The organism is Vibrio sp. HENC-03 (assembly GCF_000305755.2).
In the GTDB taxonomy this organism is placed as follows: domain Bacteria; phylum Pseudomonadota; class Gammaproteobacteria; order Enterobacterales; family Vibrionaceae; genus Vibrio; species Vibrio owensii.
In genome coordinates, this window is sequence record NZ_JH976064.1 from 720,845 (window position 1) to 741,883 (window position 21,039).

The 21,039-nt window shown below is 45.3% G+C and carries 19 protein-coding genes; 10 read left to right on the forward strand and 9 right to left on the reverse strand.

The features are described 5' to 3' along the window. Nucleotides 1–263: 263 nt before the first annotated feature. Both VCHENC03_RS27720 and VCHENC03_RS20170 read right to left on the reverse strand, forming a co-directional pair. Nucleotides 264–437, reverse strand: coding sequence for a hypothetical protein (locus tag VCHENC03_RS27720; RefSeq protein ID WP_009704941.1), 174 nt, complete (start codon nucleotides 435–437; stop codon nucleotides 264–266). 183 nt (nucleotides 438–620) lie between these two features. Further along, nucleotides 621–1,964: a DEAD/DEAH box helicase gene (locus tag VCHENC03_RS20170; protein WP_032802148.1), complete on the reverse strand. Its 1,344-nt coding sequence runs from the start codon at nucleotides 1,962–1,964 to the stop codon at nucleotides 621–623. Nucleotides 1,965–2,386: 422 nt separating this feature from the next. On the opposite strand from VCHENC03_RS20170, the gene VCHENC03_RS20165 reads away from it, so the two are divergent. Continuing rightward, a complete protein-coding gene (locus tag VCHENC03_RS20165; protein WP_005441096.1) occupies nucleotides 2,387–2,635 on the forward strand; it encodes an Lpp/OprI family alanine-zipper lipoprotein in 249 nt (82 codons plus the stop codon). Between the two features lie 26 nt (nucleotides 2,636–2,661). Here VCHENC03_RS20165 and VCHENC03_RS20160 read toward each other — a convergent pair whose 3' ends face one another. From VCHENC03_RS20160 to VCHENC03_RS20145, 4 genes are read right to left on the reverse strand one after another with little or no spacing between them, the layout of a single operon-like run. After that, nucleotides 2,662–3,588 carry a L,D-transpeptidase family protein gene (locus VCHENC03_RS20160; RefSeq protein ID WP_009704943.1) on the reverse strand — a complete coding sequence of 309 codons (927 nt, stop codon included), beginning with the start codon at nucleotides 3,586–3,588 and terminating at the stop codon, nucleotides 2,662–2,664. A gap of 6 nt (nucleotides 3,589–3,594) precedes the next feature. Continuing rightward, a complete protein-coding gene (phrB, locus tag VCHENC03_RS20155) occupies nucleotides 3,595–5,010 on the reverse strand; it encodes a deoxyribodipyrimidine photo-lyase (RefSeq protein ID WP_009704944.1) in 1,416 nt (471 codons plus the stop codon). Between the two features lie 23 nt (nucleotides 5,011–5,033). After that, entirely contained in the window at nucleotides 5,034–5,837 is an 804-nt protein-coding gene (locus tag VCHENC03_RS20150) for a MerR family transcriptional regulator (protein ID WP_009704945.1), read from the reverse strand. After that, a complete protein-coding gene (locus VCHENC03_RS20145; RefSeq protein WP_009704946.1) occupies nucleotides 5,827–6,777 on the reverse strand; it encodes a YbgA family protein in 951 nt (316 codons plus the stop codon). Before VCHENC03_RS20145 ends, VCHENC03_RS20150 begins: the two co-directional genes overlap by 11 nt. A 398-nt stretch (nucleotides 6,778–7,175) precedes the next feature. On the opposite strand from VCHENC03_RS20145, the gene deoD reads away from it, so the two are divergent. From deoD to VCHENC03_RS20125, 4 genes are all read left to right on the forward strand, one after another. Further along, nucleotides 7,176–7,886 (forward strand): purine-nucleoside phosphorylase, encoded by a 711-nt coding sequence (gene deoD, locus VCHENC03_RS20140; protein ID WP_005441106.1) that lies wholly within the window; start codon nucleotides 7,176–7,178, stop codon nucleotides 7,884–7,886. A gap of 68 nt (nucleotides 7,887–7,954) precedes the next feature. Beyond that, nucleotides 7,955–9,424, forward strand: coding sequence for a hypothetical protein (locus VCHENC03_RS20135; protein WP_005441107.1), 1,470 nt, complete (start codon nucleotides 7,955–7,957; stop codon nucleotides 9,422–9,424). Between the two features lie 169 nt (nucleotides 9,425–9,593). Continuing rightward, complete coding sequence (locus VCHENC03_RS20130; RefSeq protein WP_009704947.1) at nucleotides 9,594–11,078, forward strand: hypothetical protein; 1,485 nt, start codon at nucleotides 9,594–9,596, stop codon at nucleotides 11,076–11,078. Continuing rightward, nucleotides 11,062–12,645 carry a GGDEF domain-containing protein gene (locus VCHENC03_RS20125; protein ID WP_009704948.1) on the forward strand — a complete coding sequence of 528 codons (1,584 nt, stop codon included), beginning with the start codon at nucleotides 11,062–11,064 and terminating at the stop codon, nucleotides 12,643–12,645. Before VCHENC03_RS20130 ends, VCHENC03_RS20125 begins: the two co-directional genes overlap by 17 nt. A gap of 118 nt (nucleotides 12,646–12,763) precedes the next feature. Here VCHENC03_RS20125 and VCHENC03_RS20120 read toward each other — a convergent pair whose 3' ends face one another. Then, nucleotides 12,764–13,654, reverse strand: coding sequence for a DMT family transporter (locus VCHENC03_RS20120; RefSeq protein WP_009704949.1), 891 nt, complete (start codon nucleotides 13,652–13,654; stop codon nucleotides 12,764–12,766). Between the two features lie 146 nt (nucleotides 13,655–13,800). On the opposite strand from VCHENC03_RS20120, the gene VCHENC03_RS20115 reads away from it, so the two are divergent. The 5 genes from VCHENC03_RS20115 (at nucleotide 13,801) to VCHENC03_RS20095 (ending at nucleotide 18,800) form a co-directional block, all read left to right on the forward strand. Then, a complete protein-coding gene (locus VCHENC03_RS20115) occupies nucleotides 13,801–14,187 on the forward strand; it encodes a DUF3302 domain-containing protein (protein WP_009704950.1) in 387 nt (128 codons plus the stop codon). Next, nucleotides 14,187–15,317 (forward strand): HlyD family secretion protein, encoded by a 1,131-nt coding sequence (locus VCHENC03_RS20110; protein ID WP_009704951.1) that lies wholly within the window; start codon nucleotides 14,187–14,189, stop codon nucleotides 15,315–15,317. Before VCHENC03_RS20115 ends, VCHENC03_RS20110 begins: the two co-directional genes overlap by 1 nt. A 310-nt stretch (nucleotides 15,318–15,627) precedes the next feature. After that, nucleotides 15,628–16,176, forward strand: coding sequence for an ECF-type riboflavin transporter substrate-binding protein (locus VCHENC03_RS20105; RefSeq protein WP_005432209.1), 549 nt, complete (start codon nucleotides 15,628–15,630; stop codon nucleotides 16,174–16,176). A 6-nt stretch (nucleotides 16,177–16,182) separates the two neighbouring features. Continuing rightward, entirely contained in the window at nucleotides 16,183–17,964 is a 1,782-nt protein-coding gene (locus tag VCHENC03_RS20100; protein WP_009704953.1) for an ABC transporter ATP-binding protein, read from the forward strand. Beyond that, nucleotides 17,961–18,800, forward strand: coding sequence for an energy-coupling factor transporter transmembrane component T family protein (locus VCHENC03_RS20095; RefSeq protein WP_009704954.1), 840 nt, complete (start codon nucleotides 17,961–17,963; stop codon nucleotides 18,798–18,800). Before VCHENC03_RS20100 ends, VCHENC03_RS20095 begins: the two co-directional genes overlap by 4 nt. Nucleotides 18,801–18,920: 120 nt before the next feature. Here the strand turns inward: VCHENC03_RS20095 and VCHENC03_RS20090 are convergent, their stop codons facing one another. After that, on the reverse strand, nucleotides 18,921–20,102 hold the full coding sequence (locus VCHENC03_RS20090) for an MFS transporter (protein WP_005438997.1): 1,182 nt from the start codon (nucleotides 20,100–20,102) through the stop codon (nucleotides 18,921–18,923). 175 nt (nucleotides 20,103–20,277) lie between these two features. Next, nucleotides 20,278–20,745 (reverse strand): YhcH/YjgK/YiaL family protein, encoded by a 468-nt coding sequence (locus VCHENC03_RS20085; RefSeq protein WP_009704955.1) that lies wholly within the window; start codon nucleotides 20,743–20,745, stop codon nucleotides 20,278–20,280. Between the last annotated feature and the right edge of the window lie 294 nt (nucleotides 20,746–21,039).

The window sequence follows — 21,039 nt, forward strand, 5'->3', positions numbered from 1 at the left end:
AACGTTCAAATCATGGATGAATGCACTGTGATGCAAAGCTATTGTTAGATAAGTCATCTATTGCTATGCAATTAAGAATCTAGAAATGAAAACGTCACCTGAAGAAGGTGACGAGGGTAACTTTTTTACTTTAGTCAGTAGCTCAAAAGAGGTAGAAAAACTAGAAAAGATGACTAGTTACAACCCAAAGTAAAGCAAGAAATCCAACAAAATAGAGGGAGGAAAAAACGACCGATTTAATCAATTCACCCATTTGAGACTTTTCAGTAATCATGTGAGCCTCCGCGATTGTGTACTAAGGTACAACTCACCAACGCTACGCAGAGAAACGCCAACATCTCAACCCAGACGCCTTTCTTTCCCCAACCTAACGATTTGCACTGTTGTTCTGTAAGGCTCAGATCGATGTCTTCTAACCACTGTTCTTCTTGATACATATTCTGTCTCCTCTTTTGGAAACCTATGCTAAGCAAAATTGGCGTTCAGAAAAATCAAAGACTATTTAACCCTTGTTTAGAGCAGCTAAACAATAGTCGTGAGAAAGCAAATTTCAGATATAAAAAATCCGAGCTCGTAAGCTCGGATTTGAATTCAGTTAACCTCTAACGCTGAGTTGAAGATTAATCTTCAGCTTTTGGTTCCGCTGGCTTTTTCTTAGGAATAAACACGTTTTCACCCACTGCCACGTTTTGGTAGAAACCTTTATCGCGCTTAACAGGTTTCTTCGCGACTTTCTTCGCTTGTGGGCGTGCTTTTTTGGTTTCTGTCTTCTTACCACGGAAATCAGGTTTACGTGGTTTCAAGCCTTTGAATTTACCCTTTAAATCTTCAAATACAGAGAAGTTCAAATCTTGCTGTAGGTAAGTTTCAACACGCTTAAAGCTGTCCCAGTCTTTAGGGCCAACAAGAGACACTGCGTCACCTTTGTTACCCGCACGACCTGTACGGCCTACACGGTGCACGTATTCTTCTGTGTGCTTCGGCATATCGAAGTTGATAACGTGCGTTACTGTTGCGATATCAAGACCACGAGATGCAACGTCTGTCGTTACTAGAATCTTAAATACAGCACGCTCAAACTGACTCATGATGGTGTTACGTTGAGTCTGGTTCAAGTTACCGCTCAGCGCGACCGCTTTAAGCTTCTTCTCATTCAACTTGTTCGTTAGACGCTCAGTGTCATCACGAGTTGCAGTAAAGATGATCACCTGACGGTATTCGGCCTCTTCAAGAACACGCTCAAGGATCGCTTCTTTGTGATCTAGGTGATCACACAAGTAGAATTTTTGAGTGATGTCTTTGTGCTCTTCGTTTGATACGCCGATAGCAATACGTTTTGGCGCATTCAGCATCTCTGATGCAATGTCATTCACTTCTGCGTGATCAAGCGTTGCTGAGAACATCAGAGTTTGACGACGACGGTGTTTCGCCGCTTTATGGATACGACGAAGCTCTGGTGCAAAACCTAGATCGAGCATACGGTCAGCTTCATCTAGAATCAGCGTTTCCAAACCATCAAGAAACAGAGAGCGATGCTCTAGGTGGTCAGCCAAACGTCCTGGTGTTGCTACGATGAACTTCGGGTAGCGGCGTAGCGCTTTTACCTGATCGTTAAAGTTCTCACCACCAAGAATCAATGCTGCGTCATAACTCAGACCACCAAGCATTGAACGAAGCTCGCCATATACTTGTTTTGCTAGCTCACGCGTAGGAGCAAGGATGACTGCACGAGGGTCTTTTGCAGAAAACGACTTCGTCTTTAGTGACTTGTGAAGCATTGGTAATACAAATGCCAAAGTCTTACCCGAACCCGTTTTCGAAGATGCCAATAGATCCTTGCCTGCAATCGCAACAGGAATCGCCTGCTTCTGAATGTCAGTCGCTTTTTTGAAATCGTAGTGTTTTAGGTTCTTCAACAATCGGTTGTCTAGGCCTAGATCTTTAAATTGCAAAGTATTCTCCAATAAATAGTCATCGTTTGAGCGCTTTTTCAGTGTCGTTTCCGCTCTAACGCAGCAAAAAATAAAAGCTCGGTATAATACCGCAAATCATAGGAGTATAGATAGAGATCACACAAACTAATTCCATTAGAAAAAATAAAGATTCATCTAAGAAACTTTCATTTGTGTAAATTTCGTCTAAATTATTGATATCAGGGACGTGGTAAAAGAGCTGCTGTACTACCCGATACTGGCGTTAAAGGTGAGTAAACGCTCACTTATGTAAACTAAAGGTTAGCGTCCGTATCAGGTACTCTATGAAATCCTTGGATTTTTTTGACTTTTGCTACATCATGTACTGATAGAATGTATTCACATTTACCACTATGACTATATGACACAAAACGTATAGCGTAGGAATTTAACTATAGGCAAGGAGTTCTAAAATGAACAAAACGTTGATCGCAGCTGCAGCAACTTCAGTACTTCTACTAGCAGGTTGTGCTTCTTCTGACGAAGCAGCAACAGCTACTAAACTAGACGAACTAAGCAACCAAGTTAGCCAACTAAGCCAAGACGTTCAGTCTCTACAATCTGACGTTCAAAAGTCTAACGACGCGGCTATGGCAGCTCAAGAAGAAGCTGCACGTGCTAACGAGCGTATCGACAACATCGCTCAGTCTTACACTAAGTAAGATGTGATTCCGCGCTTTAACGCTTGTTAAGGCGCGGTTATTTCTACTGGAACACCATTCTGAGCAGCAATCGTTGCTTTAGCTTTCGCATTCGTCATCCCATATTCATCCAACCACCAATCCAACTCTTGTGGAATTTGTAGGTGATCTTTCTCGCCGTTGCTGCGAGTCAATGGTTCATGCGCCTCAACAAATACACTGCGGTCTGGTTCTAGCGTGACTTTAACTGGCTGATTGATGATCTTCACTTTTTCACCACGACGTACTTTGTCGAATAGCCACTCGATGTCGTTAGGGTCCATACGAATACAACCCGCACTTACACGCATGCCAATACCAAAGTCTTTGTTAGTACCGTGGATCAAGTACTCACCATGACCATACGCCAAGCGCAGCGCAAACATACCAAGTGGGTTATCAGGCCCAGCAGGTACGACTGCAGGTAGGTCAATGCCCTTCGCCTTGTATTCCGCACGGATAGATGAAGGTGGTGTCCAGGTTGGGTTTGGACGCTTCTGGCTAATGCTCGTTGTCATCTCTGGCGTGTCTCGACCAATACGGCCAATACCTACCGGGAATACATGAACCACATTTTCTTTAGCTGGAAAGTAGTAAAGACGCAGCTCCGCCAAGTTAATAACGATACCTTTGTGGGGAACGTCTGGGAGAATAAGCTGAGTAGGAATAGTAAGAACGTGCCCTTCTTTTGGTAGAAAAGGGTCCACGCCTTTGTTGGCCGCCATTAACGCCAGCATGCCGACATCGTACTGCTTAGCAATGTTTGCCATGGTTTCGCCTTGTTCAACCACATGGTTTTCCATGCGGCCTATGACGCGCGCCCCGTCCTCCGGCAATTCGTACATCTTTGCGAATGACAAACCACTCACTAAAGACAGCGATACAGACAACAGGGTTCGTTTAGCGATACTCATCGGACGCTTCTTGCTAGGCATCTCTCTCTATTCCTTGGCGTTTTTGAAGAGCCGTAAGGTTATCTCTCTTTCCACCTTGTGATCAACCATCGGCTTGTGATAATCCAGTAAATTAAAACCACTCCATAGCCAAGGGTTATGAATAAACTTATTCGGTACCTCTTTAATTTCCGGTACCCAATGGCGAACAAAGGAGCCATCAGAGTCAAACTTTTCGCCCTGACTAATAGGGTTAAAAATTCGGAAGTAAGGTTGCCCATCACAGCCCGTAGACGCCGACCATTGCCATCCACCATTGTTGGCAGCAAAATCGCCATCCACCAGCTTACTCATGAAGTATGCCTCTCCCCAACGCCAGTCGATATGCAGGTCTTTAGTTAAGAAGCTCGCTACAACCATGCGTAGACGATTGTGCATCCAACCTGTCGTGTTCAGCTGGCGCATCGCAGCATCAACAATAGGATACCCTGTTGTGCCTATTTTCCAGCGTTCGAAAGCTTGCTCATCATAAGACCATTGGATCTTCTCTTCCCACGGAATAAAGCCCTTTCCTCTAACAAGCTTTGGTTCAAACACCAATAAGTGTTGGTAAAACTCTCGCCAGATAATTTCACTCAGCCAAGTAGCTTTCCCTTCAGTGAGATCAGGAAGTGGGTTTTCTGCATAAAGCCTTGCGATACATTGTCTTGGCGACAGCGCGCCAATTGCGAGATAGGGAGATAACTGACTGGTGCCATCGACAGCAGGAAGGTCTCTCTCTGCTTGATACGCATCGCTGCGCTCACGGGCGAACTCTCTCAGCTGTTGAACAATATCTGTGGTTGAGGCGTGCCAACGTTCACTGGATTCGCGTGGGTAAGAAAAAGGCACATCGGCATGATAAAGATCTGCTTCAACTGTCTGAAGCACGTCTTTGGACAGCTCGGCTTGCGGTTGTGGTTTAGACACCATTGGCATTTGGAATTTCAACAACCAAGCACGCTTGAATGGCGTGAATACCTTGAAGTATTCACCTTGCTTGTTTAATACCGTGGTTGGCGCATGAACACATTTGTCGTGGAAAGCTTCGAACGTGACGTCGCTTTTAGCAAGAACCTCTGAAACATCTCGGTCTAGCGCTTGTTCATTGACCTCGTAATGGATGTTCGCCATGACGCTTTCTACGTTCAGTGATAATGCCCACCCCTTAATGACCTCGGTCACGTCGGAAAATTTGGGTACTTCTTTGTACAGAAGCGGGACATTGAGCTCAGCCAGCTCTTCTTCAAGGTGCATTAAACGTCGTGCAATAAGATCCGCCTGCATGGGTGCCATGTGGTGTTCTTGCCATTGCTCTGGCGTTGCAACAAAACCGGCAACAACAGGCTGCCCAGAATCGAGAGCAGCCTTAAGCGCTGTGTGGTCTAACGTTCTTAGGTCACGTCGAAACCAAACCAGAATCATGTCGTCTCCTTACGAGGGTATTTTTAGGCAGCAAAGTGCAACTTTTCTATCACTTCAGAAAACTGAACCTTTTCTGGAAGTTGTGTTTGTAAAGTGGTTAGCACTTCCACCTGCTTGATAGGCAGTGCTTTGTTTGAGAAGAAGTGGACGAATTGATAACGAGAGAGCACGTCATGGTCAATCAGACCAGAAACATCTTCTACTTTATCGATCAAAGTAATGTGATAGCCCTGTTCACACAGTTTTGCTGCTTGTACCCAACTCTCTGAATCACGTGCTTGGTCAAAGCTAAGCAGTAAGCATTTGCCCTTTGAGGACGCTTTGTTTTCAGAATCGACAACCAATGCCAATCGAGTGATCAAACAAGTTTGGAACAACCCCAATTGAAGAGAACGCTGCGACACTTTCACTAAGTCTAACGCTTCGAAAACTGGGTTTATCAACTGTTCTATAACAATGTTAAGTGGGTATTCCTTTAATACGCCAGATAACAAGGTTTCCGTTTTGCCACGGTTGAGTTCGGACAGGGCTTTCAGCATGGCTTCGGCTTCTTCCAAACGCTGAACGTCAGAGGCGACGTCAACATCGGACTCTTGACCCAATAATCCCTTAACTTTGCCAATCGCCACACCCTTGGCAAGCCACCCTTGGATCTCACGGATCGTATCTAGGTCTTGTTGGCGGTATAGGCGATGGCCTTTTTCTGTTCTCTGAGGTTGAATCAAGTTATAGCGTCTTTGCCAAGCTCTCAGAGTGACGGGTTTTACGCCCGTCAACTCTGATACATCTCTAATTGCGTATAGTTTTTCTTCTTGGCTACAATCCATAACGTAGTCTCATCTCCTGCGGGTATGGTTCTAAATATTTTTGTTTTTGTAGGTACTCATCTGGGTACGCATTGAGATAGTGCTTAATTAAGGTTAACGGGGCAAGCAATGGTAACAGGCCAGTTCGGTAGTCACTGATAACCGTCGCTAACTCTGCTTTTTCATCACTATTCAGCGAACGCTTAAAGTAGCCTTGTAAGTGCATCAACACGTTAGTGTTATTTTTACGACTCGCTCGGTTTTGCAATGCCTTCATCAGGCCAAGGCGATATTCGTTGTAGAAGTCTTCGATTTCATAGTTCGCAACATCAGCCACCAATCGACCTAGTGATCGGTAAGATTCTGGGTGGTGCGCCATCAGTGTTAGCTTGTAACGTGAGTGGAACTCGATGATCTTGCCACGAGTTGGCTCGCCGCCCATCGACTCATAAAAGTCGTTCAAGCAGTAAACGCGAGTAATGAAGTTCTCTTTCAATACAGGATCATTAAGGCGACCGTCTTCTTCTACTGGTAACCACGGCATTTTTTCCATCAAAGTTCTGGTGTACAAGCCAATGCCTTCTTTCGCAGCACTGTTCTTGCTGTAAACCTTCACTCGTTCCATGCCGCAAGTTGGAGACTTAGCACATACGATGTATCCACACAGCTGCTCCCCTTGGAGCTCATTCACTTTGTTTTCTGAGTACGTCAGCATTTTATCGGTATGATCGTTTTCAGGATTCTTTGTTTCGACCAATGCAATACGTTCTTCGTTGCTCACTAGACGAATGGTTGGACGAGGCACTGTCATGCCAACACCGACTTCCGGGCATACAGGCACGAAGCTGAAGTACCCATCCAATTCTTTAGTAACGAAGTTGCTGATTTTGTGCCCAGAGTCGAAACGTACACGTTCACCTAACACACAAGAGCTGATACCTACTTTGATTGACGATTCCATGATGACGCATCCCTATACAAAATGTTTTGTTGTATAACTTATAGCAAGCCTTTCCAGATTGTACAAGAAAATAAATTGTACAATTTAACCGTTTTACTCACTTATATGGGAATTCGATCAGCACGATTTCAGAAAAAATTTAGGCAAAGAAAGGAAGAATTTGTGCGCGCAATCGACAAACTGCTCAAAAGCAAATCGATTGCCTTTTTGCTTTCAACAGATTTAGTTATCAACAGAATATTTAAACACTAAAACCGACCGTTTTGTGACTTAACTCTCAAGTCCCCTTACCCTGTCCCGATATTATGGCCTCAACGAAAACGAACAAGTTCAACAGAATTGGTAATAGCATTCTATAATTGATGCGTTTTACCTGAACAAAACTTTGGAGAGCACTTATGGCAACCCCACACATTAACGCACAACCAGGTGATTTCGCTGAAACAGTTCTAATGCCAGGCGACCCGTTGCGCGCTAAATACATCGCAGAAACGTTCCTAGAAGATGTGAAACAAGTTTGTGACGTTCGCAACATGTTCGGCTTTACTGGCACTTACAAAGGCAAGAAAGTTTCTGTAATGGGCCACGGTATGGGTATCCCATCTTGCTGTATCTACGTACACGAACTAATCGCTGAGTACGGCGTGAAAAACGTTATCCGTGTAGGTAGTTGTGGTGCAGTGCGTGACGACGTGAAACTAATGGACGTTGTTATCGGTATGGGTGCATCTACAGACTCAAAAGTTAACCGTATCCGTTTCAACAACCACGACTTCGCTGCAATCGCTGACTACGGTCTTCTAGAAGAAGCGGTTAACCAAGCGCGTGCTCAAGAAGTACCGGTTAAAGTTGGTAACGTATTCTCTGCAGACCTGTTCTACACACCAGAAGCAGACCTGTTCGAGAAAATGGAAAAACTAGGCATCCTAGGTGTAGACATGGAAGCGGCTGGTATCTACGGCGTTGCTGCTGACCTAGGCGCGAAAGCTCTAACTATCCTAACAGTTTCTGACCACATCATCCGTGGCGAAAAACTAAGCTCTGAAGAGCGTCAAAAGTCGTTCAACGACATGATGAAAGTTGCTCTAGAAACAGCAATCAACATCTAAGAAACACCTAAGTAGTAAATAGCAGCCGGGGCCTGACCGGCTGCAAGAATTATCCCGAGGGGGCGATTGTGTCTAACGGCGAACTGCCAAGGGACGCAGATGGGTTACAACTCAACTTTTGTAAAACATTGGCGTGTGACAACTTTGGATTGAGTGATGCAAAGCGATACGTTTTGCAACATGCTAACCCTAAACGTCCGGCGATGGTATGCCGTGAGTGTGGAGCTTTCCCCCCCTTACTTAATAACCGCGATGTAGTGAACGAACTTCATCGTCTGCGTCACGTCCACAGTGACGGGTTACCTGCTTGTCGCAACGATGACTGCGATAACTTTGGGCTTTCTGTCCATACTCATAAACACCTCTATCACGCTTTCGGTTACAGTGGCGATCGCCAACGTTACCGCTGCAAAGTGTGTCAAAGTACTTTTGTCGATAAATGGTCTGGTGCCAACAAAAAGCTTCAATTCCAAGAGAATTTAATGGGCTTATTGTTTACTGGTTATTCCGTTCGCGAAATCTGCCGCAAACTCAGCATCAACCCAAAAACCTTTTACGATCATGTTGACCACATCGCTAGCCGTTGCCGACGCAAACTGGCGACGATTGATGCACGCTGGGTAAACCACGCTGAGCATTATGAGCTCGCGTCGAACTACGTCGCGCTGCAGCCAAACAGCAATAATGGCGTTTATTGGATTGCTTCAGGTGAAGCACATTCGGGTTATATCCTTTGTCAGCATGTGAACTACTCTTCTGATGATGAGCCAGTCGCTACACTGGATCACAACCCATACGATGAAGTGTCTCGCTTTGTCTCGCAAGAATACACAGCGGAAGCGAGTGAACCGCCACCAGCACCGTCTAAAAAACTGCGTGAGCGCATCGATCAGAAATATCAAACCATTCTGGCTCGTGGCAACGTAGAAGATCCTTTGGGTAACCTTTCGGTGTTCCATTACCCATCCAAGGGCGCTTTGATTCGTCCGCCATACACTTCTTATGCGCACTATCTTCATGTGCTAGATATGTGCTGCCCTGAGAAGCGCGTTTCTATTTACATGCCTCAAGATCCCCTGCTCCGCTCTGCTGCGTTGAGCGTTTGTTTGTCTCGTATCCAAGAGAAAAATGTGGATCTTATGTATGTAGAAGAAGACGCGATTTGGGACATGAGTGCGCCATTTGGCAAAGTAGACATTGCCTACATGAGTTGGTGGCGAGATCGCTGGGCGATTTCTAGCCAGTATGAGTGCAACAAGGGTATTTGCTATTTAGCTGGCGATAAAAACGAGCCAGAAGCCTGGTTTAATGTGGCAACAACACGTCACATTCAGTTCTATCAAAACCGCTTCCAACTGTTGTTTGAGAGCTTCATCAACGAGCCACGTCGCAAATTACGACCTGCCGGGATATTGCCTCTTTTAGATATATTCAGAGCTTGGCATAATTTGTGCTATCAGGATAAGCAAGGACTTACTGCTGCTCAAAGACTGAAGGTCACAGACGCACCGCTAACGATCAAACAATTGTTGTCATGACTATTTAACAGTTTACTCATTTATGAGTGGTAAGTAAGTGTTGAACACGGTATACATTACAGTATCCGATTCCTTATTGGTGTGGCCATTTTCCACACCAAAACGATAAACGCATCTAACCACTTGTTTTTAGGTGTAAATTCCAGTTCGATAGTCATGGATGTGAACGTTGGATAAAAGCCAAATTCAGCTCGAGGCCGAGCTCAACGCCCTTGAAGGCCAGATAAAATCTGATCCCGAGCGAGCATTCCGAATCGCAGAACAGTGCCGTATTCGTGCAGAGCAAATTCTATTTGTCGATGGCGAGATCCGTGCACTTATCATCATGTCGCACGCATGCTGGTGTAGCATGGACTATCGTCATGGCCTAAAGCTGATTAAAGACGCTTACAATATTCAAATTCAACTCGATACTGACGATCACCTCCCAGAAATTCTCCACCTGTTCGCGCTTCAATATTGGGGACAAGCAAAGTATTACTCCGCTCAGCAATATTGGATTAACGCCCTTGAACAATCGGCCTTGGTCGACGACATCGAGATTCAAATCGAAGCCTTAATCGGCCTAGGCAATGTTTGGCGAATCACTAACGAACATAAGCTTGCCGCTTCCACGCACGAGCTTGCGGTTAAAGTGGCAAATAACGTCCGTATTGCTTGGTTAGAAGGGAAAGCGAGAATCCTGCTGGCTTGGGATTACTACCTACTCAACAACTTTGTTGAAATGCTCACCGTCTTAGACGGCGCAACCGAAGTCCTAAGAGATCATGAAGACAGCACTTGGCAAGCTGAGATATGGGATTTTAAAGGTCTTGCGCTTCTTGGCTTAGAACGCCTCGATGCCGCAGAAGAAGCGACCCAAAAAGCCCACCAGCTCGCGATAGAGCAAGACCTGACTTGGATGAAGGCCCACTCTTTCATCAGCCGAGCAAGACTCGAACTATTGCGTAAAAACACAGAGAGTGCTGCAAAACTTTTGCAATCCGCCGAACAATCCGCGCTCGCATTTGATAACGGTGAACTGCTCAGCCAAATCTGCTTCCAACAATCACGAGTTGCCGAAGAGCAAGGCAATTATGAGCTCGCTTTCCAAGCGTTTCAAAAATATCGCAAACATGCCCTCAAGATGCTTAAAGAGCAGACACACCGAGTCAGCATGGACAAAGCTCGTGGCTCAAAACGCCAGTTAGAGCAGCGAGCAAGAAAACTCATCAACCGTATTCGTGCTCAACATGAATACGACCCAGAAAAGCAGTTCTCAAATGTGGTGTCAGAAACCTATTGGTGGGAACAACTGGTTCTGTTTAAGACCGAATTAAAACGCTCGAATCATGCGATCATCATGATCCGTCACTCCGATCCGGCGTTTCTCGACATCTGTACCGAACTAGTCCATTCGCTCACCACGTCTAGTGATCTTATCTCGCGCTTGAGCAGCGACCGTCTAGCAATGTTGATTGCTGAAAAGGACCAAGCCGCTGAAGATCTCTACCGCACCGTTTGCGCTATGTTGGACATCTACCCTTGGAAACGTCGCGGTTTAACTGGCCCTAAGCCAACCCTTTATCTACAGGACATCCTAACCTTCCCGTTCACGTTAGAGCAGTTGGAAGAGAGCCACATTGAGGTAATGAAGAATGGAACAACTGCTTAGTAAGGTCACCGATGCAGGCATGGATCCCTCTTCAGTCACTGGTGAAGAGGCGTTGATCTTGTGGGAACACATTCGCCTACACATTGCTTCAACCAATCGAGAGAAAGCGCATTGCTATATCATCAGTGCCGAGTATCGCAGCAAGATTAAACAGTTAACAGAAAGCATTGAAGAGCTACGCCACGCACTCGATTTACTCAAACTGCCAGAGGACGTCGAAGACATTCTTTCGGTGAAATCGAGCTTGAGCGATCGCTTGGTCGAAAAAGGCGACTACAACGCGGCATTAACTGAGTACATCTCTTCTTCCAATATATCGGTGGAATACGGTTACATTGACGAGTACGTATTAGCCATCATTGGGATGGGCAATCTGTGTGATGCGTATGGCGATCATAATCGTGCTCTACGCTACTACCAAAAGATCGATGCAATTGATCATGCGATTGGTAGCCGCTCACTGAGATTGCGCTACAAACTCTATATGTTGGCGTGTTACATCAGCCTTCAGCGCATCGGCGCGGCGACAGACTTGCTCAGCGAATGTGAAGAACTCAGCATCTTGGTCAGTGATAAAAACCTAACGGGTCAGATTCATTTATACCGAGCCAAACTGCACCGTTTACAAAAAGAGTACAACGAAGCGCTGCTTGCCATCTCTCAAATCCAGTACGCGACCGGTAAGCAACACACGTTCTGGCTCTCAACCATGGTAAAAATCGAGACTGCTTATTGCTTGAATGAAGTCGGCCACCAATCGCTATCAAACCTACTTTTGGCCTCGACTGGCAAACGTATCAACGAACATTCTTCACCATTGATTGCGAACCGCTTTTACAATGCAATGAGCCAAGTGTGTTCATCGCAAGGCTTGTTCAAAGAGGCGCTCAATTACGAGAAGAAAGCGTTTCGCGTTGAATCTGACTTGGTGAAACACATTCCAATCAGCGAGCTAGGGCCTGCACAGTTGCGCCGCCTGACTCGATTTGAATTACAACTCAAACTTATCCTGTCAGAGATTGAAAACAAAGAACTGAAAGAGACCACCCAACAACATAAAAATACGGTAGCCCAGTTGCAACAAGACGTGTTCACAGATCCTCTCACTTCTTTACACAACCGACGTTGGTTGGAAGTGAAGTTAAAAGATTTGCTGCTGCACGACACGCCTTTCGCCTTACTGGTTATCGACATTGATCACTTCAAATCGATCAACGATGAGCTCAGCCACTTAGTGGGTGATAAAGCCATTGTGAACGTTTCGAAAGAACTCTCCGGTTACTTTAAATTCCGAGGGTCTTCATGTGTACGTTTTGGTGGAGAAGAGTTCTTGGTGATTCTTGAAAACACCGAAGTCGCTAAAGCTGAAATGCACGCTGAAAACTACCGTGAGCGCATTTACCAGTTTGGTTGGCATGAAATCTTGGGCGAGCGCGGCTTGACCGTCTCCATAGGTATTACCTTACATCGCGAAGGTGAAAACACTCAACGTACCTTCTATCGTGCCGACAAAGCTCTGTATCGCGCGAAAGCCAACGGCCGAAATCAAGTGTGTACTGAGTTATAAGCCAAACTTCAACGATAAACCAAGCTCTGCGCCACAAACCAAGTTCTGAAAAATAAAAAACGCCCCAGCTCAATCTGGGGCGTTTTTATATCTTGTTTCCACTTGCTAAGAGAAAGGCTTATAGAAAGAACAACGAAATACCGCCAAGCGCGACCAATGTACCTATCACACTCTTCACGCCCACCTTTTCACCTTTAACGGCGTAAATCACCAAGATAAACAACGGGCTTGTAGCGATTAAAGTTTGCGCTATCGCTGGGTTGGCGTACTTCAACGCAATCTGTTGTAGCCAAAGGGCAAGGAAGGTTCCGACAAAGATCGCCAGTAGCAACCATCCCATCGCTTTGTTGCCCATCTCTTGAATGTGCTGCTTGATGCCTTTAAACGGTGCAGGCTCAACGACTTTAATCACCAAGCAGACCGCTAACACACCAATGCTGAGTCTAATCAATGCACCAAGCAACGGCGGAAGATCGCCTGCAACCAACGCATAATGCGAAATCACCACACCCGAGGCTTGGCATACACTCGCCAACAGGCCAAACCCAATGCCACTCCAATTTGTTTCTTCGCCTGAAGAAGAAGGTTGAAAGACCACAAAAGTCACTGCTGCGGTTGTCACCACCACGCCAAGCCAACTTTGTAATGTCAGCTCCGAACCAAGAAACACCAAAGCAAGCACGCCCGATAGCGGAGGAGCAAGAGATTCCAGCAATAAGGTTTTGTTCGGACCAATGCGCTTTAACGCGGCGAAATAAGCACTGTCGCCAATGGCAATACCAATCACACCGGAAACCGCTAATACAGCGAGATGTAATGGTTCAATTTGTGTTGGTATACCCTGCGGCAAAAATGGCATGACCACCAGCATCATCGCCGACGCAATAACGCCTTTGACAATGTTCAACTGCATCGCCGAAAAGCGATGACTGAACTGACTGTATATCCATGTGGCAACCGCCCAAACGACCGCCGCGCAAATTGCAGCAATCTCACCTGAATATTGCACTGCTTACTCCTTCGTATTGCATGCCGTATCTCTCAATAACAGCGCATCGAGTTATAAATAACTTGATTCACTTATTGTTTCATCAAATACTTAAACAGTTAATTTACGTAAGTTTTTCTATTTAGCAACAAGCACAGGGAAGTAAGATGTTTCTAGACTATTTTGCACTTGGGTTACTCATTTTCGTTGCTTTGGTTATCTTCTACGGAATCATTGTGATTCACGATATTCCTTATGAAATAGCAAAAGAGCGCGAGCATCCTCACCAAGACGCTATTCACTACGCTGGCTGGGTAAGCCTTTTCACACTTCACGCCCTTTGGCCTTTCCTTTGGATTTGGGCGACATTATGGCGCAAAGAACGAGGCTGGGGCTTCAAACAACTCGAACAAGAAACGCATGATATCCATCATCGCCTCGAAGAGCTAATAGATGAAGTCAACGAATTGAAAAAAGAAGTCTCTACGCTGAAAGGCGAAAAGCCAGCATCAAACGCTCCAGCACAAAAAGAACAAGGTAAGGAGGAACAATAATGGATTTACTACTGGTTCTGACTTACGCCGCGTTATGTATCGCGATTTTCAAAATCTTCAATATCCCATTGAACAAATGGACAGTTCCAACTGCTGTTCTTGGTGGTGTGGTGTTGGTCGGTACACTTATCTTGCTGATGAACTACAACCATCCGTTCACGCAAATCGGTAACCAAGTCTTCTCAACCACACCAGTGGTGTCTGGCGTTCGTGGCCGAGTGATTGAAGTACCTGTTCAACCAAACCAACCATTACAGAAAGGTGATGTACTTTTCCGTATCGATCCGATTCCATTCCAAGCGGAAGTGGATAAGCTGCGCGCGAAAGTGAAAGAAGCCAGCCAAGGTGCATTAGGGTTAGAGTCTGGCGTTCAAGAAGCGGAAGCAGCGGTCATCAAAGCACTTGCTGAGCGTGATAAAGCGCAACGCGAATTCGACCGTTACCAACGTGGCTTCGATCGTGGCGCCTTTACCGAGCAACAATTGGATACTCGCCGTCAAGCATTTAAAGCGGCTCAAGCGACGCTTGAAGTTGCTCAGTCCAAACGTGAACAAGCACAAATTGCGTTGGACTCTGAAGTCGGCGGAGAAAACACTCAGGTTGCTTCACTATTGGCCGAGTTACGCCAAGCAGAGTTCAACCTCGATCAAACCGTTGTGAAAGCGCCAACCGACGGCTACGTGACTCAGTTAGCATTGCGTCCAGGCGTAATGGCGGTACCGCTGCCACTTGCTCCTGTGATGACTTTCGTTCACACCGAACAAAAACTGTACACCGCCGCGTTCCGTCAAAACTCTCTACAACGCCTAGAACCTGGCTTTGAAGCCGAGTTCATGTTCCGTGCGCTGCCGGGACAAGTGTTCAAGGGTAAGGTCATCGAAGTGCTACCTGCCATCGCGGAAAGCCAGTTCCAAGCACGTGGTGCGCTACTGGGTACCGATGCACTTCGCACCAGTGGTCGTGTGTTCGTTACTTTGCAAATCACTGATGATCTGACTGAGTATCACCTACCACTCGGTACGGCGGTTGAGGTCGCGGTTTATTCAGATAGCTTTACCCACGTTTCTATCATGCGAAAAGTGCTTATCCGCATGAAGAGCTGGCAAAACTACCTATACCTAGACCATTAATTTAATGGCGAAAAACGCATCAAAAAGTGTAATCAGGGGCTGACAGTCAGCCCCTGTTTTCATTCTAGCCATCCAGACAGATAGCATTCCCACTTTTATCAATATTCTGTATAATGCGCGCCTTATTTTTGATGCTTGCTGAAAAACTAAGCCAGTCAATGGGATGCGTGAATCCAATCACACATTTCTTGAAGAAAAACAGAGCAAACAATAAGCAGCTTGGTTGTTTCCTAACTTTGTTACACAATCAGCGCTATAAAACAAAGCAAGTGAACGTTCTTTAAAATCGACAATTGAACTGAGGTTATCTATGAATCTTTCTGCTAAAACCGTAGTGGTTATTGCAATCGGTGCTGCGCTATACGGCATCGGCGGTTTGCCAATGTTTGGCATTCCTGTGTTTGCAAACACGACGCTGAAACCAGCAATGGCGGTATTGGCATTGTTCTCAGTGTTATTCGGCCCTCTTGTAGGCTTCTTGGTTGGCTTCATTGGCCACTGGGTTACTGACCTATTTGCAGGCTGGGGCGTATGGCTAACTTGGGTACTTGGTTCAGGCATTGTCGGTTTAATTATCGGTCTTTTCCCTTCTCTAACACGCAACCGCTTAGAGAAAGGTGACTTTAATATGAAAGACTTCGCGTTGTTCGTGGTGCTTGCTCTATTGGGTAACGTATTTGGTTACGGCTGCTCAGCCTTCCTAGACACCATCTTGTATGCAGAACCGTTCACTAAGGTATTTACACAGCTGTCGATCATCGCACTGGGTAACACCATTCTTATTGCTATTGTTGGCTTCTTCATTCTTAAGTCTGTCGCAAAACGTAACAAGCAAAGCCGCAACTTAACAGAGGCTTAATGTCGAATGACAATCGAATTTTCTAACTTCTCTTTTAGATATGAGTCGCTGGACAAACCGACGCTAAAAAATATCAATCTAAGGATAGAGAAAGGAGAGAAAATCGTCATTATCGGTCCAAGTGGTAGTGGTAAATCTACCCTTGGCCAATGTCTTAACGGACTGATCCCACACGCAATCAAAGGGGAAACCAGTGGCCAGCTGACCATCAATGGTCAAGACACCGCCCCTTTTGACATGCACCAGTTCACCGAACAAGTTGGTACCGTACTACAAGATACGGACAGCCAATTTGTTGGGTTGAGCATTGGTGAAGACATCGCATTCGCGTTGGAAAACCAATTGATGTCTAACATCGACATGTACCCATTGGTCAAAGCGACGGCCAAAATGGTCGATTTGGAACAGATGTTAGATCGCTCCCCTCACGATTTATCAGGCGGTCAGAAACAGCGCGTTTCTTTGGCGGGTATTTTAGTCGATGACGTCGACATCTTGTTGTTTGACGAACCACTTGCAGCCCTTGATCCAAAGACGGGTAAAAAGACCATCGAGATTATCGATGATCTGCACCGTGAAACGGGCAAAACCATCATCATTATCGAGCACCGTCTTGAGGACGTACTGCATCGCTCTGTTGACCGTATCATTCTGATGGAAAGTGGTGAAATCATCGCAGATACCACACCGGATGAAATCTTAGCGTCCCCGCTTCTTGAGGAGTACGGTATCCGTGAGCCTCTTTACCTTTCCGCTTTGAAAGAAGCAGGCTGCGCGATTGAAGGCGATGCAAAGCCATCAAGCTTAAGTACATTGCCATTGGTGCAATACCAATCCGCCGTCAGCGCATGGTTTGAAGCCTCAAAAACAACCAATGTTGAAAAGCAAGCCGAGACTCTTCTGGCTGTTCGTAACCTAACCTATTCATACGATGGTGAGAAAAACGCGCTTGAAGACGTTAGCTTCGACGTAAAACGCGGCGAATTCGTTTCGGTTTTGGGTAAAAACGGCTCTGGTAAATCCACCATCACTAAACTTGTGATGGGCGTGATTGAACCAGACCAAGGCTCGATGATCTTGGACGGCCAAGACTTAAATGAGCTAACGATTTTCGAGCGTAGCCAAAAGGTTGGCGTGGTAATGCAAAACCCAAATCATATGATTTCGCATCACATGATTTTCGACGAGGTGGCTTTCGGCCTGCGTAACCGTGGTGTTGAAGAGAAACACGTCGAAGCGAAGGTATTGGAAGTCCTTGAGCTGTGTGGTTTGAGCAAGTACCGCCATTGGCCAATTGAGGCATTAAGCTACGGTCAGAAGAAGCGTGTGACGATTGCATCGATTCTTGCCCTAGAGCCTGAGCTTTTGATTCTGGACGAGCCTACTGCTGGCCAAGATTACCGTAACTACACGTCGATGCTGAGCTTTATCGAGAAGCTTAATCGTGAACTTGGCATTACGGTGATGATCATCTCTCATGACATGCACTTGGTCTTGGAATACACCACTCGTTCCATCGTGATTGCTGACAGCAAGTTGATTGCTGACGCGCCAATGACTGAGGTGTTTAGTTCCCCAGCACTGTTAGACCAAGCGAACCTAGCGACAACTAGCTTGTATGAACTGGCTACTGAGTTAGGCATTGAGAACACGAACGACTTTATGCAGCACTTTATTGACGTTGAAAAAGCGCGTCGAGAGCGTGAAAACAACGCCGATATCCAAGCTTCAGAAGCTCAAGATTCACAAAATAATGATGTTAAAGACATTGAGAAAGTAGTGGCATGAAAGACAATAAGATGAAGTTTGGTATCAACTACATCGATACCCAATCGCCACTGCACAAACTCAATGGCATCACCAAGTTTTTGATGTTCATTGCGTGGGTAACAGTGGTACTTACGACCTTTGATTTGCGCATCATTGCTCTACTGATCGTTGTAGGTCTTGGTTTGTTAAAAATGACCAAGGTACCTTTCCATGTGTACAAGCCTTTACTGATCGGTACAGGCAGTGTTTTGTTGATTAATGCACTGTTTATGTTCGTATTAGCGCCGCAGCAAGGCAGTGAATACATGGGCTCAACAACGGTATTGTTATCGTTACCGGGTAATTACTCACTCACCCAAGAGACCTTGTTTTATTTGGTGACCGTGACACTGAAATACTTCAGCATGTTCCCAATTGCTTTGGTGTTTGTGTTTACTACGCATCCTACTGAGTTTGCAGCAAGTTTGAACCGCATGGGTGTGCCTTACAAAATCGCCTATGCAGTAAGTTTGACCTTGCGTTACTTACCAGAAGTGAAGAAAGACTTCGTGAACATCATGCACGCTCAACAAGCTCGTGGTGTTGAACTGAGTAAGAAAGCGCCGTTGTTTACCCGTATGAAGAACGTTTCTAAGATCTTAGGCCCTTTAATTTTCTCTAGCCTAGATCGCGCTGACCAAATCTCTAACGCGATGACATTGCGTGGTTTTGGTCGTCATTCTTCTCGTACTTGGTACAGCCTAAAGCCGCTGACCAAAGCCGATATGGTGTGTATGGCAGGCATCGTCGTGATTGTTGCCGCAGCGATTAGCAAACGCGTTATAGACACTCAACTATTTTGGTATCCGTTCTAAGCGAACCACTCTCACAACAAACCAGTATCACGTTGAAAACCGAATACAAAAATGGGATGCCTCTGCATCCCATTTTTATAACCAGATTTCGCATTAAGTTATTGAGTAGTAAGTACTAACTTAGTTCCATCTCAACACACGTGTTTCGTTACCCTCTCCCGGCTTAGCTGGAATATTCAAAGACAATAACAAGCTCACTGCGGCCATAGCAGCACCAATGTAAAACACGCTTGAAGGCGAAACCAACCAAATCACACCAAAGGTTACCGGAATCACGACCGCAGCAATGTGGTTGATGGTAAACGCCACACCAGCCGTTGACGCCATGTCTGCCGGATCGGCAATCTTCTGGAAGTAAGTTTTGATTGCGAGTGCCAGCGCAAAGAACAAATGATCAATCACGTACAATGCTGCCGCCCACTCCGCTGTTTGCACTAAACCGTAGCCGACGAAGACAAAAATCAGTCCCACATATTCAAACATCAATGCTTTGCGCTCACCAACGGCTCCGATAAAGCGACCAATACGTTTAGCAAACAGGAAGTTGAACAAATAGTTGATTAAGAAAAGCAGTGTGATGTCCGCTGCCGAATAGCCAAACTTCTCCACCATCAAGAAACCAGCGAAGACCGTGAAGATTTGACGGCGAGCACCACTCATAAAGGTCAATGCATAGTAAAGCCAGTAGCGCTTACGCAGCACCAACTTTTTGTTTTGTGGAACTTCCGTTTTGAATTCAGGAAACGCAAATGCCATCACCATAATCAGGATAAAACCCGTACCGCCTGCCAATAAATAGACCGTCTTAAAATCTAACTTCAGCTGTTCTAGCAGCACCCAAATCGCACCATAGGTAATTAAAGACGCCAACGCCCCAACCGAGATGAACTTACCCAACATCTCTGGCGCTTCTTCCTTAGAAAGCCATTGTAAGGACAAAGATTGCTTCAGTGTTTCGAAATAGTGGAAGCCAGTCGACATCAACAAGGTAGTAAAAAGAAGTCCAAACAAAGATGGGAAGTAACCGGTGATTGCCGTGCCCAGTGTCAGCATGGCGAGCGAGACCAACATAAAACGTTGCTCGCGGATAAACAGCAAAACAAAGACAACAGTGAAAGCAAGAAAACCGGGAATCTCACGCACACTTTGCAGTAAGCCGATATCGGCCCCATCAAAGTTGGCTTTTTCGATAACGAAGTTGTTCAGCAGCGCCATCCAAGTGGAGAAGGCAATAGGAACAATAATGGAAATCAGCAGAAGAAAGTTTTGTGGCGTTCTCCAGCTTTTCTGTGGCGTATTCATGATGAGTCCTTAGGATATGAAGCCGCCATCATACCGCCAAATGTAACAAATTCGCAATATCATTATTATTTATTTACTTTCTATTTTTTACTTAAATTTCCGAAAGTTAGAATAAAAAACCGCCTCTAAACTTGCGTTTAAAAAGCGGCTATGTCGTTATTTTTTAAAGTTTATTTTACAAAAAATCTTTATGTACTTTGATGATTGCCTTACGGACTGATGCCGGTCCTGATTCTGTAGCAACCAATGGGCGATGTGGTTGCCCCGGATAGAAAATAATGAACTCTCCGGCTCCCACTTTTATGAACTTCTCATCAACCAACTGTTCACTAAAGGCCACGTCTTTGTCTGTTAGCAGGTCTTCTTCTATTGCTGTGAAAGGATTCAAACTGTAGCCAAATACCTCTTCACCTTCGAGTAGGATTTGTACATCGAGATAGTTACGGTGAATCTCAGAACGTCGGTTTTCAAGTAGCTGGGTTTGATCTTCAACCACCATCATAAAAGCCGATTCTCCAAATAACTCATACTTACCATTTTCAATCGGTGTGCTGAGCTTATCTTTTGCTATCTCGATGACGCTTTGCAGCTTAGGAGATAAATAAGAAAGGAACGTTAAGTGTGCTAAATGTCCGGTGTACATAAATGCCTCAAGTAAATAAAACAAGATATATTTGTAATACAAATGAACTTATTCTACTTACGAAGACTTGTATGCTCGCCAGATCACAAAACCGTGAATTCATGCCTCTAGCTTTTTAACCTTTTTAGGCGTCAAAACTGAACATAAGCCATTGATATAAATTAAAAACAAAAACATAAAATTTAATTCACTAAAAGAAACTGAGATCCGACAACACATTTGGGGAATTTTTTCATTGCAAATTCCAGACGGGCGAATATTATAATGACCATATAATCATACAATAGTATATTT